Genomic DNA, 16180 nt, shown 5'->3' with positions numbered 1-16180 from the left:
CCTGCGTTCACTGAATGCCGCGGTCGTCGGAGAATTGCATCTTGGACGCTGACGAATTCGCCGGACCGTCTTGGATCTCGCGCCTCGGCCTTTTCGCCGGGCCGGGGCTGGCGCTTGCGCTGTGGGCTGCTCCTCATGTGGGCGAAACTGGCGCCCGTTGGGTGATCGATTCCTCGCGGCCTGAGTTGAACTCGATGGCCGCCGTCATGGCGCTCATGGCCATCTGGTGGCTTTCTGAAGCGATTCCCAGCGCCGCCACGGGGCTGGTGCCGCTGGCGCTCTTTCCGGCCTTGGGCATCCTCTCGCCTGTCGATACCGCGGCCTGCTACGGCAATACGCTCTTGTTTCTCTTCTTGGGCGGCTTCTTCATCGCGCTGGCGCTCGAGCAGAGCGGGCTGCACCGGCGCGTGGCACTGACCATTATCTCGGCCGCCGGAGACAGCCCGCGGCAGCTCGTGCTGGGCTTCATGCTCGCCACGGCGGCTCTGTCGATGTGGATCTCGAACACGGCGACCACGATGATGATGTTGCCGATCGCCACGAGCCTGCTGGGGCATGCGGCCCAGCAAGGGGGCGACCCCGTTCGGCAACATCGCTTCGCCAGCGCGCTGCTGCTGGGGGTGGCCTATGCCGCCAGCATCGGCGGCTTCGCCACGCTCATCGGCACGCCGACGAATCTGGCCTTCAAAGAACTGTACAACTCGCTGTTCGATGGCCGTGCGCCGGAGATCACCTTCGGTGGCTGGATGCTACTGGCGACGCCGCTGTCGTTTGCCATTCTGATTTGTGCTTGGATTCTGTTGGTGCGAGTTTCTTTTCGCCTCAGCAACGAACCGTTCTGGGGCAGCCACGACACGATCGCCGAAGCCCGTCGCCAGCTTGGTCCCATGCGTCCGGCCGAATGGCAGATGGCCGTCATCTTCTCGGCCACGTCGCTGCTGTGGATCTTTCGCGAGCCGGTCGCCGGCTGGGGCTGGGCGGCACTGTTGGGGCTCGATTCGCAAAGTGGCGCGAAGTTTGCCGTCGACGACACCACCGTGGCCATGTCGATGGCACTCTTGTGCTTCCTGTTGCCCGGTCATGGGTTGCGAGGCCGGCCGCTGCTGAACTGGCAGATCGCCTCGCGCACGCCGTGGGGCATCTTGCTGTTATTCGGCGGCGGACTGGCCCTGGCCGAGGGACTGCAATCGACTGGTCTCGATCAACTGCTCGGCGAACGCTTCGGCGCGGGCCTGAAAGGGGCTTCGCCGCTGATGGTCGTCTTTTCGGTGGCGGCGGGCATGACGCTGCTCACCGAGCTGACGGGCAATATCACCTGCGTGAACATGAGCATGCCCATTCTGGCGCCGCTCGCGGTCACGATCGGTTGCGACCCACGACTGCTGATGATTCCCGCGGCCATCGCGGCGAGCTTCGGCTTCATGCTGCCCGTGGGCACGCCGCCGAACGCGATTGCCTACTCGACCGGCAAGATCGACGGCCGCGAGATGGCCCGGGCAGGATTCTTGATCGACGCAGCGAGCGTCGTGCTGCTCGTCCTCTTCCTCTACGGATTAGGAATGCCGGCGATGGGACTGGAATGGAACGGCCTGCCCGACTGGGCAAAGCCCCCCGAAACGAGCAGCACGCCCGTCCCCGCACCTTAACTGGCATTCGCCACGCGGCTATTTGGTAACAAAATTCACCAACCGCCCCGGCACGACAATCGTCTTGACGACCGTCTGTCCGGCGAGCAACTCGGCCGTGCGAGCATCGGCACGCGCGGCCGCTTCGAGATCGGCGGCGCTCGTGTCGATCGGCACGACGACGCGGCTGCGGATTTTTCCCTTGATCTGGATCGGCACTTCGACCGAATCCTCCTTCACCGCCGCGGGATCGAACACGGGCCACGGCTCGTAGGCCAGCGTCTTCTCGTGCCCCAGCAGTTGCCACAACTCCTCGGCCAGGTGGGGCGCGAACGGAGCGAGGAGCAGCACGAGTGTTTCCATCGCCACGTACGGGCGGACGTCCTCCTTCGTGAAGAAGTTCGTCGCTTCCATCATCTTGGCAATTGCCGTATTGAAGGCGAGGTTCTCGACATCGGCCGTCACGCCTTCGATCGTGCGGTGCAGCACGCGGTTCTGCTCGGGCGTGGGATCGACCTGCTTCACCGAGGCGTTCAGTTCCATCGTCTCGCTGCGATCGTTGACGATCATGCGCCAGACGCGATCGAGGAAACCGCGCACGCCGTTGACGCCCGTCATGCTCCAGGGCTTCGTCGCCTCGAGCGGGCCCATGAACATCTCGTACAGTCGCAACGAATCGGCGCCATAGTCGGCCACCACAGTATCAGGGTTCACCACGTTGCCACGGCTCTTCGACATCTTGTAGGCGCGGCTGTCGACGCGGACTCCAGCCTCTCCTTTTATTACGAATGCATCGCCTTGCTTTTCCACCAATTCGATCGGCACCTTAACACTTGTTGCAACCTCAGCGCTGCCCCGTATTTTCAAAGCACCATCTGCAGACACCTGAATTTCATCAGCACCGACCCAACTGCCGTCGGCGCGCTGGTATCCGGTCATCTCCATTTCGCCCAGGATCATGCCCTGATTGACCAGTTTCTGGAACGGCTCGATCGTGGTGACGACTCCCCGATCGTAGAGCACCTTGTGCCAGAAGCGCGCGTACAACAGATGGAGCACGGCGTGTTCCGCTCCGCCGACATACAAGTCGACCGGCATCCAGGCCTGCTCGATGGCCGGATCGATCAGCGCCTGGTCATTCTTCGGGTCGAGATAGCGGAGGTAATACCAGCACGAGCCGGCCCACTGCGGCATGCTGTTCGTTTCGCGCTTGTAGCGCACGCCGTCGATCACCGGATAGAGCCACGCTTCGGGTGCTTTCTCCAGCGGCGGCTCCGGCGTGCCGTGCGATTCGTATTTCTCCAAGTCGGGAAGCAGCACGGGCAGTTCCTCGGCCGGCACCGTGCGCACGAATCCCGTCGGTTGGCCCGCGGCATCCAACTCGTGCAGGATGGGGAACGGCTCGCCCCAGAAATGCTGCCGGCTGAAGAGCCAGTCGCGCAGCTTGTAGTTCACGGCGCTGCGCCCCAGGCCGCGTTGCGCCAGGTCGTCGGCCACGCGCTGCTTGAAGGTCTGCGTATCGAGCCCGTCGTACGCGCCGGAATTGATCGCCTTGCCCACGGAAGTGAAGGCTTCGCAACCGGCCAGAACGGCGTCGCGCGTCTTGGCGTCGACGGCATCTCCGGGGTCGACTACCGCGCGGATCGGCAGCTTGAACTTGTCGGCAAACTCGAAGTCGCGACTGTCGTGCGCCGGCACGGCCATGATCGCGCCGGTGCCGTAGCCCATGAGGACGTAATCCGCCACCCAGATCGGCACGAGCGCCCCATTCACGGGATTGATGGCATGGCCGCCGGTGAACACCCCCGTCTTGTCCTTGGCGAGATCCGTGCGGTCGAGATCGCTCTTGCGCGCGGCCTGCTCGCAGTAGGCCTCGACGGCCGGACGTTGCGCGTCGGTCGTAACACGCGCCACGTAGGGATGCTCGGGCGCGACGACCATGTACGTCGCGCCGAAGAGCGTGTCGGGGCGCGTCGTGTAGATGCGCAGCACGCGCTCGTCGGCCTTGCGCGGGAAGCCCGACTTGGCGCGGACGTCTGCCCAAGCGTCGAAGGTCTGCCTGGCTTGCGCGGGTTCGGTCCCCTCGGCGAGCAGAAAATCTACTTCGGCGCCGGTGCTGCGACCGATCCAGTTGCGTTGCAGGGCACGGACCCCCTCGGGCCAGTCGAGGCCGTCGAGATCGCGTTCCAGTCGATCGGCATACGCGGTGATGCGCAGCATCCACTGTCGCAACGGCAACCGCACCACTGGATGGCCGCCCCGTTCGCTCACGCCGCCGATCACTTCTTCGTTCGCCAGCACGGTACCAAGCGCGGGACACCAGTTCACCGGCGCTTCGAGCTGATAGGCCAGGCGATGTTCATCCTGGTAGCGACGCACGGCCACGGCCCCTGCGCTTTTCACCTCGGCGGGAATCGGCAACTCGGCAAGCGGCCGTCCCCGCTCGGCATCGGCATCGAACCAGGTATCGAACAGGATGAGAAAGATCCACTGCGTCCAGCGGAAGTAATCGACGTCGGTGGTGGCCAGCTCGCGATCCCAGTCGTAGCTGAAACCGAGCATCTTCAACTGCCGGCGAAAGTTCCCGATGTTCCGCTCGGTGGTGATGCGCGGTGGCGTGCCCGTCTTCTTGGCATGCTGTTCGGCGGGCAAACCGAAAGCGTCCCAACCCATCGGGTGCATCACCGTGCGGCCGCGCATGCGTTGGAAGCGGCAGACGATGTCGGTTGCCGTATACCCCTCGGGGTGCCCTACGTGCAGACCATCGCCGCTGGGGTAGGGGAACATGTCGAGCACGTACAACTTCTCGCCCCGCGGCATGCGCGGCGTGGCGAACGTGCGATGAGCTTCCCAGTATTTCTGCCACTTGGGCTCGACGACGGCGGGGTTGTAGCGGGGCATTGCGGATGCGGGAAAGAGGACTTGGATGGTGGAACGACGAAAGGACAATCAGGGCAGGGGGGCAGTTCGCCCCGTAACGTTCGGAGAGCAATCGAGGCTTCGACGGGTTGCTTCCGCGCCGGCGACGAACGCCGATTTTAGGGATAGAATGCCCGGGGAAGAACCCCCGGCGGGCAATCTCCCCAGCGGAACGCACGGCCCCGTCACCTTAGAAATTGTAAGGAGCCAGGTTCCTGGCCGCGATGGCACGATCGCCGCGCCAGGTCTCCGTGCATAGGCAGCCGGCCCAGGAATAACCCACGCCGAAGCCGATCAAGATCGAGCGTTTACCCGGTGTCAGCAGCCCGTCGGCCCGAAGCTGCTGGATCACGATGGGCACGGTCGACGAAACCGTGTTGCCGTACTGATCGAGCACGATCGGCAGCCGCTCGGGCTCGATCCCTATCCGCTGGCGAAGCTGCTCGAGCATCAACCGGGTGGCCTGGTGCATGATAAAGAAGTCGACGTCGCTTCCTTGCCTGTGTGAGAGCTCGAGCACTCGCTCGACCATGGCCGGAATGGTCTCGAGCGTGATGGCGATCAGATTCACGCCGTCCATATAGAGCGAGCTGTCCCAGCGTTGCCGGCCGCGCGGCTTGATCGCCTGCTCCGTGGGGCGTGCACCACCCCGATTGACGATCAACATGTCGGCGCCGCGCCCGTCGGTGCCAAAGCAGAATCCCTCAAGGCTCGGCTCATCCGCCGCCTCGATCAGAGTAGCCGCCGCGCCGTCGCTAAAAATGGTGCGCAGCGAGCGATCGTCGGGCGTGATGTAGCGGCTGTAGGTTTCGGCCGTGACGAGCAACACGCGCCGGGCCGCCCCGGAGCGGATCAGCCCGTCGGCCAGCGACAGCCCATAGACGAATCCCGAGCAGCCCAGGTTGAAATCGAGCGCGCCGCAGTGGGTAGGCAGACCGAGCCGATCCTGCATCAGGCAGGCGGTCGTCGGCAGGGGATAGTCGGGGGTCTGCGTGCAGAGCAGCAGAAAGTCGATGGTCGAACGATCGATGTCGTAATCGGCAAACAACTTTTCGGCCGCCGCCACGCCGAGATCCGAGGCGCACTCGCCCGGCGCCGCGATGTGACGCTTGCGGATGCCCACCTTCTCGTAGATCAGGTCGACATCCCAGCGGGGATTCTCGGCCTTCAGTTGTTCATTGGTCTCCACGGCCACGGGCAAATGCACGGCAATGGGACCGACCGCTGCGTACTTCACCGCGCTCGTTCCTCTCGGAGTTTCCCCTCAGACCTCTGATTCCGTACTCACGGCGACCGCGCCAAGGGGCTATTCCGCCGGACGCAAATCGCCTTCGACGCCGGCATGCCCCCCCCTGGCCGGGCAACATAAAGCGAGGTGAGTTGCGGGCGAAGCTACCACACCGACACCAGCTTGGGCAATCGCAACGGGCAACCCACGCAAGGCAAAGCAGACGCCAGGCTGCACGAACGCCGCCGCGGCGGGAGACAAACCTGTCTTGGATCAAGGTTTGCGATGCGGCTATACTCCGCCCCGCCCCGTGGCAGCTCGCGCCGATTCCCCCAGCGGATGAGGCGAAAACGAGCGGTCCTGTGTTACACCCCGCTTCGAATCGCGGCCTCTCCCACCTGTTCGAGGTCCTGCCCTTGCTCGCCCCCCGAATCCGACGCCATCCCTTGCTCTGGGCGACCTGTGTGATCGCCGGGTGGGCCGTTGCGCCGGTCGCGGCACAAGAAGGAGAGCCCTGGGTCGACGGATTCTATGCCCCGCCCTATGCCTGCCGGGCGAATTTCCCACTCGCTGGCCAGGAAAAGCTCTTCGCCGAGCTGCGGCAGCTCCAACTCGACGTGGTGGAGCGACTCAAGGTCCCCCCGGCGCCAGAACCGGTCGAGCTCTACCTGTTTCGCGATAAGACCACCTATCGCGATTACCTGGCACAACGCTTTCCGGACGTTCCCTTTCGCAAGGCGTTATACGTCAAAGGCGCCGGCCCGGGGATGGTCTACGCGTATGTGAACGGCGAGTTCGAGATCGACGTGCGGCACGAATCGACGCACGCCTTGCTGCACGCCGCCTTGCCGATGGTGCCCCTCTGGCTCGATGAGGGACTCGCCGAGTACTTCGAAGTTCCACCGGCCGATCGGGCGAGCGCCAATCCGCATTTCTCGCCTACGTGGTGGGCGGCGCGATTCGGCAGCGTGCCCAAGCTCACCACGCTCGAGGTGATGCAGGATCTGGGAGAAATGGGACGCGCCGAATATCGCCATGCCTGGGCCTGGGTTCATTTCATGTTGCACGGCCCTCCCGAAGCGCAGCAGGAACTGATCCGCTACCTCTACGACCTGCGGCAGGGGAATCCCACGCTGCTGCTCAGCGAACGCCTCGCAGCGCGCATTCCCGACCTCAACCAGTGCTTTTGCGACCACTTCTTGAAATGGAAGTAGCCATTTCCTTCGGCCGCTACGCGGGAAAGCGCTGTTGCTAGCATCGCGCGCTGGCTGGTGATCGAGACGTTCCTCGACCCGATGGATCTCGAGAAGTGATGTTGCCGCGGCGCGTGTCGTTTGGTACTAACCCGCCACTTCTCTCGACCGGACGACGAGGCAACTTCCGTGCCAGCCTGCTGGTGCGCGGAGTTCTCGGCAGTCGGCCCGCACGTCGGCGACGCAACTCGCCTGGAAGGAACCGGGGGCTGGTTTGACAGACGAAATCGCGAGCTTTCCGATGTGGCTCAGCTTTGTTACGGCCCTGGCTGCCTCGCTGCTGCTGACGCCTTTTGCGCGCCATCTGGCACTGCGGATGGGCGCCGTCGACAAACCCGACGGCAAACGCAAGCTGCACAAGGCCCCGGTCCCCCTGTTGGGCGGCGTGGCTGTCTTCTGTGCGCTGATCATTGGCGTGGTCGTTGCGAATCTCTCCCAGTCTCCCGATCATCCCGAGATGGCGCGGCTGTCGCTCGTCGTCGTGCTCGCCTCCGGATTCGTCTGTGCCCTGGGATGCGTCGACGATTGCTACGACCTGGGCGCGCGATTCAAGCTCATGTTGCAGATTGTCGCCGTCTTGCCCGTGGTACTGGCGGGCTGCACGGTGGATCGAATTGTCGCTTTCGGACACCCCTTCGACCTGGGCTGGTGGGGCGTGCCGTTGACGGTCTTCTGGCTCGTGGGCTGTATCAATGCCCTGAATCTGCTCGACGGCATGGATGGGCTGGCGTCGGTCGTCGGCCTGGCGACCTGCGCCATGACGGCCATCATCGCCTCGATGACCGGCCATCCTCACGTGGCGCTCGTCGCGCTGGTGTTGTCAGGAGCACTGGCTGGCTTTCTCGTCTACAACCTGCCGCCGGCAAGCATCTATCTGGGCGACTCCGGCAGCATGGTCATCGGTCTGGCCGTGGGGATCCTCAGTGTGCAAGGCGCGCTGAAGACCTCGGCCACACTATCGATCACGGCGCCCGCGCTCGTGATGAGCATTCCGATGCTCGACGCGGCGCTCGCCGTAGTGCGTCGCAAGCTGAGCGGACTGCCGTTTCACACGGCCGACCGCGGACACATCCATCATCGCCTGCTCGATCGAGGGCTGAGCACCTGGCAGGCCCTGTGCATTATCGGCGCGTTGTGCCTGACGACCGGCGCCGCGGCCACTGCCGCCACGATGCTGCGCAACGATACGCTGGCCTGGGCCACGGCGCTCAGTCTCGTCGTCCTGCTCGTCTGGACTCGTCTCTTCGGCCACTACGAATTGTCTCTGGTGAAACTCTCTCTGGCCTCGGTGCTCGATTCGCTCGTTCACCTGCTGACCGGCTCGGCCCATTCGGCCCGCCGCGCTTCGCTCGATCGGCTATCGTGCATGGCCTTCGACGAGGCGTGGAACCGCCTGGTAAAAGAGGCCTCGCTCTGGCAGGCTCGCTCGATCGAGCTCACGATCCATGCCGAGGGTGAAACGACGGGGCGACAAGTCTGGTCGGACAAGGCCCGCGCCAACTACGACAAGGGCGAATGGACGTTGGCCATGAGCTTTGGGGAGCGGGCCACGCGGGGCTGCGAGCTGCGAGTCTCGGGCCCCGATGCCGGCATTCCCGAACCGCTCTACCTGATGCGTCTCGCGCGCGTCATGCGCATTTATGGCCAGCATTGGCTCGCCAATCCCGAGGGCGTGCCGAGCGTCCAGCTCAAGCTGGTGGGTCCGTCCGACCGTCGTAAAGAAGCGGCCTGATCGGTCGAGCCTGTCGTCGCTCAGACCCAGTTTCCGCTCTGGTGGAACAGGTAGTCCACCGAGCTCAGATAGAGGTAGTTCGTGCCTCCCTGCGTCGCGTTGGCCCAGACCTCGTCGAGCCCGTGCGCCAGGATCGAATAGTTCACACCGGTCAGCCGCGCCTCGCTGCCGCTGCCGTAGAAGCTGTCGTTCCAGACCGAGTCGTGGAACGTGGCGACGTCGTTCCCGGTGGTCAGGAAGATCTCGACCTCTTCGAAATCGCGCACCGCGATATCGTGTGCGGCCCCTTGCAGGCGCACGTCGATGGGCCAGGCCGTGATCGTATCGTTGCCGGCCGAATCGTTGAGCACCGCACGGTCTACGCCCCCGCTGGCAAAGGCGCGCACCGTGTCAAAGCCGCGCACCGCGTTGTCGTGTCCCGTGCCTTGCAGGCGGGTATCGATGGGCCAGCTCGTCAGCGTGTCGTTGCCGGCCGAATCGTAGAGGAACGCGCGATCGAACCCGGTCGAGGCGAGACCCCGCACCGCATCGAACTTGCGCACGACGACCTCGTAGCCGATGCCGTACATGCGTGTGGCATCGGGCGTCGAGATGTACGTGTCGTCGCCCGCCGAATCGTAGAGCAAGGCCACGTCGACACCCGTCGAGCCGAGGATCTGCAACTGCTCGAAATTGAGGATGCGATTCTCGTAGCCCGGCCCGTAGATGCGCGTATCGCCGGGGGTCGACACGACCGTGTCATTATTCGGCGTGTCGTAGACGACGCCGCGATCCCACCCCCCGCGTCCATCGATCGTGACGAACTCGAAGCCGGTCGCTTGGGCGTTGAAACCATTGCCCGAAAGCTCGCCGCCTCCGAAACGCAATTCGGCGCTTTCGGCGCCCGCCGTGCCGCGCAACACGACCGTATCGATGCCGGCGCCGCCGCGGAAGTCGAAGCGGCGGAAGTTCGCGCTGTTGAAGCTGTAGCTCACCCCGTTGACGACCACCTCGTGCATCGAGCCGGCCGAAAACTCCACGACGTCGTTCGTGGCCGCGCCAAACACGTACACCGTGCCGTCGTTCTGCGCCACGAGATTCGTCACGCGCAGATTGACGTTCGCGTTCGTGCCGATCACCTCGAGATAGAACGTGTCGCCGGCCCGCGCGAAGCAGTCGATGCGTTCGAAATTGCCCGTACCCTGACTCGAGCCGACCAGCGTGCCGCTCGAGTTGTAGAGCCGCAGGTCGATATTCCCGGCGGTCGAGAGGAAGCTCGCATCGACGGTCAAGAACCGATCGCGGGCAGCCGTGAAGCTGAAGAAGTTGTTGCCCTGGCCGATACTCTGTCCGGCAAACTGGCTGGCCTCGATGGTCCCCAAGTTGACGGCGTTCATGCCGACCAGGGTCATGCTGGCCGTGTAGTGTCCGACTCCTCCTGTCGTGCCGAGCCCGATCGTGTAGCTCTGGCCGGCGACGACATCGAACGTGAACGTGCCCGCCGTCGCATCGTAGGTGCCCCCCCCACCGACGAGCTCGACGCTCGTCTGCATGTAGTGCGTGACGTCGATGTCGATCGTCAAGCGGCCGGTTTGTCCCGCGGTGAAACGGAAGTAGTCCCGATCGTCGCGGCGGCCAATGGTGCCCGAGAAGGAGCCATTCTGCAGCAGACTGCCCAGGTTCTGCGCCGTGCCGGCGGTCGAGCCGACATCATCGCCGGGCATCAACGAGTCGATCGCACGGTCGAGATTCAAGCGTAGGTAGTTCTGATTCGTGGCAGAGTCGAAGATCGTGTCGGCCGTGTTCCGCATCCAGGAGTAAATCTCGTCCTGGCTGACCGATAGATTTCCGCCGAAGGCAAAGGCCTCGCGGATCAAGACGCTGGCGGCGGCGACGTACGGCGCGGCCATGCTCGTGCCCGACATGCGGGCAAAATCGTCTGGTTGGCCATTCAGATTACCCACGTAGTCGGGCACGGTGCTCATGACCGAGCGTCCCGGCGCCACGATGACACGATTGTTGCGCTGGCTGAAGTAGCTGAGCGCGCCGTTGTCATCGGCCGACGCCACGGGCACGACGTTGCTGCTCGAGCCGGGGTAACTCAAGCCCGGCGCGTTGTAGCTCGTGAAGGCGTTGCCTGCCGCCACGGAGATAAAGATGCCGTCGGCCCGCAGTAGTGCGAACTCGTCCTCGAGCATTGCCCACGAAGGCGTCGAATTGTCGTTGGCCGTCGAGCCGAGCGAGAGATTGACCGTGGTGATCGGGTTCTCGAACGAGTTGCGGTTCTGATGCACCCAGCGGAGGGCGCTTTCGACCCAACTGAAGTAGCCTGCGCCTTGATCGTTGAACACGCGGAGTCCGACGAGATCGACGCCCGGGGCCACGCCGGGATAGAGACTGCTCGAACTGCCGATGATGCCGGCCACGTGGGTGCCGTGGCCGCCGGCCGGTCCATCGTCGTAGGGATTCGCATCGTTTTCGGCGAAATCCCAGCCCCCCACCACTCGGTAGTTCGCGCCGTAGCCGCCGCCGAGCGCCGTGTGATCGTAGGCGATGCCGCTATCGATGACGACCACCGTCTGACCGGTGCCCATCAACCCGTAGTCGTTGCGCACCTGAGAGAGACCGGTCCAGGAGTTGCCGTTGGCGACAAACTGCTCCAGCTCTCCCTGGATGAAGTGCTGGAGCTCGCCCTGGCCGGTCGAATTCTCGACGAAGGCGTCGATGCGAAAATCGCCCACGGGCTGCACAGAAAAAGCCAGACGTTCTTCGAACGTTTCCAGCTTCAGTGCGCGCGGAGCGCGGTATCCCCGATGTTGTGAATCTTGCATGCCTACCTCGCGCTCGGCGCTCTCGACGCGATCGCCGCGCGGCGCCGGCACGCGACGACGAGCTCGCGCTCGTGCGCACGCACCGCTCTTCGCCTGGGGCAAGCGGATCGTGTCGGACCGTAGGCCGTCGGGGGAGCTTCGGCCGTGAAGTGCTAAATGCGATCGTCCTGGATATCGAACAACCGACGACCCGAACGGGCCGTGCGATAAGTGTTGTGAGTTTCAACTCGTCGCTCGCGCGGGCGCCGCAGCTTTGTCTGCTGCTTTGCCCGTGAACGTCGTCGATTGCTCGCGCGAAGAAGTGTGTGGCGCGAGCAACCAACGCAGTTGAAGGCTCGTTACTGGAACCCTAGGTCAGACCGGGCACGTGGGAAGTGCTTTTCACGGTGGGTAACGCGCGTGCTAGCACGACAGGCAGCGATGTTGCCCGGAGGCAACACGCCTGAGGTGATCGAGCTTCACCGCTCGTCGTGGGCGAACGGCACGCGCAGCAGCGCGGCAACAATGTGGCGTTTTGGCAGCAAGATCCGCCGCCGGAATGCGGCCTCTCACGGTCCGTAGCCGTCAGTGGCCAAGCTCCTTTTACGGAGGCCACGGCCAGGGCGTTCGTCGCGCGCCGCAAGATTCCCTAGCGCGTCGTGGCTCCCACGACAGTGAAGGGCAGGGCTAGTGCCTCGACGTCGGCGAAACACTAGCAGTAGTGCCGCCAGCATGCCGCTGCTGGCGGCTGATCTTGACTCCGGACGTCGCTTCGAGCAAAGTCCTCGCCGCCTCGCCGCACGACAAAGACACCACCCATGATGCCATTCGAAACGCCAGCGCCGACGAGCGACGCGCCGCGCCGCTTCGCACATCGAGTTCTCGATGCCGCAGCCTGGATCTCCGGTTCGCGCATGGTGGGCTTAAGTGTGCAGGCCACCATCATCGTCGCACTGGCGCGGCTGCTCACACCAGCCGAGTTCGGCAGCTATGCCGTCGCCATGGCCTTGACGACGTTCGCCGCTCTCGTGGGACAACTCGGGCTAGCTCCCGCGATCGTCCGTGCGCCAGCCATCGCACGCGGACAAGTCGCCGGGGCATTCTGGCTGCTCGTGCTCACCGGCGTGTTGTGCGTGGCAAGTCTGCACATCATCGCCTGGCTGGGCTTCAAGGGCGAAAGTGCCTCGATCGTGCGCTGGTGCGCCTGCGGCGTGCTGCTGCAGAACCTGGCTACGGTGCCGATCGCCGAATTGCAGCGCGCCCTGCGCTTTCGCGATTACGTCGTGACGGAGCTCGTCGCGCAGATCGTGGGGTCGGGCCTGGTATCGATCGTGGCCGCCTGTCTGGGCTGGGGTGTCTGGTCGCTCGTCCTGGGTGGCCTGGTACGCGAGACGATCATCGCGCTCGGGTCGCTCGCGCTCGCACGCACGGCCTGCCTCTCGCGCATCGACTTCGCCGGCACGGCGTCGCTGGCCCGTTTCGGCGTGGCGCTGCTGTGTGTGCGACTCGGCGCCACGATCGCGCAAACGGGTCCTCAACTGGTCGTCGGTCGCGTGCTGGGCGCGCAGGCGCTCGGGTTATTCACGCGGGCCTTCTTCACGGTCCATCGACTTGAGCTGGCCGCCGTGAGCGGTTTACAAAACCTGTTGCTTGCGGCCTTCTCCAGCGGCGGGCCAAGCGATGCCCGCTTGCGTGCCGGTCTGCTGCGTTCCACGCGATTGCTGACGGCAATCGTGCTGCCGCTGTTCGCCATGCTGGCCGTGGCGGCCGACGATCTCGTCTCGGTCGTGTTGGGACCGCAATGGCGCGAGGCAGCCCCGCTCATTGCCATCGCCTGCGTGTTGGGGGCCAGCAGTGCCCTGGCCACCGTCGCCGACGCCGTGCTCAAGTCGGCAGGCAAATGGCGCATACTCGTCGGATTACAGAGCACTTCGGCCATGGGCGTTGTGGGGGCCGCCTGGCTGGGAACGAAGTGGGGTACCACCGGTAGCGTGCTCGCCGTGACAGCCAGCGGCGCCGGCGCGAACCTTTGCCTCGTCGGCATCACGCTCGTGATCTTTGGCGTACGAGTACGCGATTACCTGCGCGTGCTCGCGCCGTCCGTGGCGTTCTCGGTGGCGCTCGTAGCGGCACACGAATGCCTGGCATCCGTGATACCTGGCTCGCTCGACCATGCCGTGCTACGGCTGGCGATCTTCACGGCGCTCGGCGGCGTCGTTGCCCTCGGGGGATTCACCTGGCTGCGCAAGCATTACGCCGGTCGCGTGGCCGGAGACTATGGCCTGCTCGCCGAATGGTACCGGGGGCACCGCCGGCGGATGACCGGCAATTGACGTCGCGGCTACTCGTTGTGCAAACCGGGACGTTCGAGCAGATCGAACAGGTATTCGCCGTACGCATTCTTCTTCAAGGACTCGGCCAGCGCCGCAAGTTGCGTCGCATTGATGAAGCCCTTGAGGTAGGCGATCTCTTCGATGCAGGCGATCTTCAATCCCTGCCGTAGTTCGATCGCTTCGATGAAATTGGCCGCCTGCAACAGCGACTCGGGCGTGCCCGTGTCGAGCCAGGCGAAGCCGCGCGTGAACTTCTCGACGTGCAACTGCCCGCGGCGCAGGTACTCGGCATTCACGTCGGTGATTTCGAGCTCGCCGCGAGCCGAGGGCTTGAGATTCCTGGCGATCTCGATCACCTGGTTGTCGTAGAAGTACAACCCCGGCACGGCGTAGTTCGACTTGGGCTGCTGCGGCTTTTCGGCCAGCGAGATGGCCTTGCCATTCGCGTCGAACTCGACGACGCCGTAGCGTTCGGGATCCTTGACCGCGTAGGCAAAGACCGTGGCGCCGACTTCGCGCGAGGCCGCGCTGGCCAGCATCATCTGGAAGCCCTGACCGTAAAAGAGATTGTCGCCGAGCACCAGCGCGCAATGGTCCTGGCCGACGAACTCACGTCCGATGACGAACGCCTGCGCGAGTCCTTCCGGTTTTGGCTGCACGGCGTAGTGGATCTCTAACCCCACCTGGCTGCCATCGCCCAGTAGGCGTTGAAAGCCGCCGATATCTTCGGGCGTCGAGATCAGCAGGATGTCTCGAATGCCCGCCAACATCAGCGTGGAGAGCGGGTAGTAGATCATCGGCTTGTCGTACACCGGCAGCATCTGCTTGCTGACGGCGCGCGTGATGGGGTGCAGACGCGTGCCCGCCCCCCCAGCCAGGATGATCCCCTTCTTACAACGGTTCGGTTCGCTCATGGTCGCTGGGCAAGCTCTCGCGGCTGGTAGGGCAGGGGGCCGAAAGGTAAAAGCTTACCGAGCGGGCGCGGACAGACCAAGCCGCTCGCGCTGGTACTTGCCGCTGGCGACACGTTCGACCCAGGTCGTATTCTCCAAATACCAGCGCACGGTCAATTCCAGGCCCGACTCGAAATCCCGGGCCGGCTGCCAGCCCAACTCCCGGGCGATCTTGCCGGCGTCAATCGCATAGCGGCGGTCGTGCCCCGGTCGATCGGCCACTTTCTTGATCAGCGACCTGGTCGGCGAATGGGGCAGGCCGGGCACCAGCCGGTCGATCAGATCGCAGATCGCGTGAACGATCTCGATGTTCTTCCGCTCGCAATTGCCACCGATGTTGTATTCCGAGCCGGGCTGGGCCTTGGCCAGCACCGTGCGGATCGCCTGGCAGTGATCTTCGACGAACAGCCAGTCGCGCACGTTCAAACCGTCGCCATAGACGGGCAAGTGCTTGCCCTCCTTGGCATTCAGGATCATGAGCGGGATGAGCTTCTCGGGAAACTGATACGGCCCGTAATTGTTCGAGCAGTTCGTGATCAGCACCGGCAGGCCGTAGGTGTGGTGATAGGCCCGCACGAAGTGATCGGATGCAGCCTTGGAGGCTGAGTAGGGAGAATTCGGCGCGTAAGGCGTTTCCTCGGTGAAAAAGCCCGTCGCGCCGAGCGAGCCGTACACCTCGTCGGTCGAAACGTGGAGAAAGCGGAAATCCTCCTTCTCCTTCGCTGGCAACTCTTTCCAGTAGGCCCGGGCAGCCTCGAGCATCTGGAAGGTGCCTACGACGTTCGTCTGCACGAAGGCGCCCGGACCGTCGATCGAGCGATCGACGTGCGACTCGGCGGCAAAATTGACGATCGCCTGGGGTCGATGCGTCTCGAGCAGGGCCAGCGCGCCATCACGATCGCAGATATCGCCCTGCACGAATGTGTGACGAGGATCGCCGAGCACCGGCTCGATTGAGTCCAGATTGCCCGCGTACGTCAGTTTATCCAAATTGACAATCCGGACGTCTTCTTCCTCGGCCAGGGTCTGCCGCACAAAGCAGCTTCCGATGAATCCGGCGCCGCCGGTGACCAGCAAGGTACGCATGGATAGGGGTCTCACAATCCGTGAATTCGGCGGCCGGCATCCGTTTGCCGGGCATGCATCGCGCTTGGCAGCCGGAGTTTGCCAGCTTCGCGCCAGAACTGCAAGTTCTCTGCCGGGACGTGGCGGTTCGTGCCCGCGAATCGTCGAAGCTCGCTATGGCGACGATTCGGCACTGCGACGATCACCAAACCTGCGTTGCGGGGGGTGGCAAGGTTCTGTTTCGCCTCGTTTTTAGGGGTTCAACCGAGAATCGGCTCGCCGC

Annotated in this window: 9 protein-coding genes; 4 read left to right on the top strand and 5 right to left on the bottom strand. The window is 64.1% G+C overall.

Annotated features, from left to right (window positions below):
- Window positions 1-41 precede the first annotated feature (41 nt).
- Complete coding sequence (locus tag KF708_14645) at window positions 42-1646, top strand: SLC13/DASS family transporter (protein ID MBX3413926.1); 1605 nt, start codon at window positions 42-44, stop codon at window positions 1644-1646.
- Window positions 1647-1664: 18 nt separating this feature from the next.
- Here the strand turns inward: KF708_14645 and leuS are convergent, their stop codons facing one another.
- On the bottom strand, window positions 1665-4526 hold the full coding sequence (leuS, locus tag KF708_14640; GenBank protein MBX3413925.1) for a leucine--tRNA ligase: 2862 nt from the start codon (window positions 4524-4526) through the stop codon (window positions 1665-1667).
- Between the two features lie 208 nt (window positions 4527-4734).
- Window positions 4735-5781, bottom strand: a complete 1047-nt coding sequence (locus tag KF708_14635; protein ID MBX3413924.1) for a ketoacyl-ACP synthase III — start codon at window positions 5779-5781, stop codon at window positions 4735-4737.
- Window positions 5782-6134: 353 nt separating this feature from the next.
- On the opposite strand from KF708_14635, the gene KF708_14630 reads away from it, so the two are divergent.
- Window positions 6135-6986 (top strand): hypothetical protein, encoded by an 852-nt coding sequence (locus KF708_14630; GenBank protein MBX3413923.1) that lies wholly within the window; start codon window positions 6135-6137, stop codon window positions 6984-6986.
- Window positions 6987-7239: 253 nt separating this feature from the next.
- Window positions 7240-8757, top strand: a complete 1518-nt coding sequence (locus tag KF708_14625) for an undecaprenyl/decaprenyl-phosphate alpha-N-acetylglucosaminyl 1-phosphate transferase (GenBank protein ID MBX3413922.1) — start codon at window positions 7240-7242, stop codon at window positions 8755-8757.
- 20 nt (window positions 8758-8777) lie between these two features.
- Here the strand turns inward: KF708_14625 and KF708_14620 are convergent, their stop codons facing one another.
- Window positions 8778-11567: a S8 family serine peptidase gene (locus KF708_14620; protein ID MBX3413921.1), complete on the bottom strand. Its 2790-nt coding sequence runs from the start codon at window positions 11565-11567 to the stop codon at window positions 8778-8780.
- Window positions 11568-12364: 797 nt separating this feature from the next.
- Between KF708_14620 and KF708_14615 the strand changes: the two genes are divergently transcribed.
- On the top strand, window positions 12365-13879 hold the full coding sequence (locus KF708_14615) for an oligosaccharide flippase family protein (protein ID MBX3413920.1): 1515 nt from the start codon (window positions 12365-12367) through the stop codon (window positions 13877-13879).
- A gap of 8 nt (window positions 13880-13887) precedes the next feature.
- On the opposite strand, the gene rfbA is transcribed toward KF708_14615, so the two are convergent.
- A complete protein-coding gene (gene rfbA / locus KF708_14610) occupies window positions 13888-14793 on the bottom strand; it encodes a glucose-1-phosphate thymidylyltransferase RfbA (GenBank protein MBX3413919.1) in 906 nt (301 codons plus the stop codon).
- 54 nt (window positions 14794-14847) lie between these two features.
- Window positions 14848-15918, bottom strand: a complete 1071-nt coding sequence (rfbB, locus tag KF708_14605) for a dTDP-glucose 4,6-dehydratase (protein MBX3413918.1) — start codon at window positions 15916-15918, stop codon at window positions 14848-14850.
- Between the last annotated feature and the right edge of the window lie 262 nt (window positions 15919-16180).

It is taken from the genome of Pirellulales bacterium, from assembly GCA_019636335.1.
GTDB lineage: Bacteria > Planctomycetota > Planctomycetia > Pirellulales > JAEUIK01 > JAHBXR01.
This window is presented reverse-complemented; position numbering and strand designations above follow the sequence as displayed.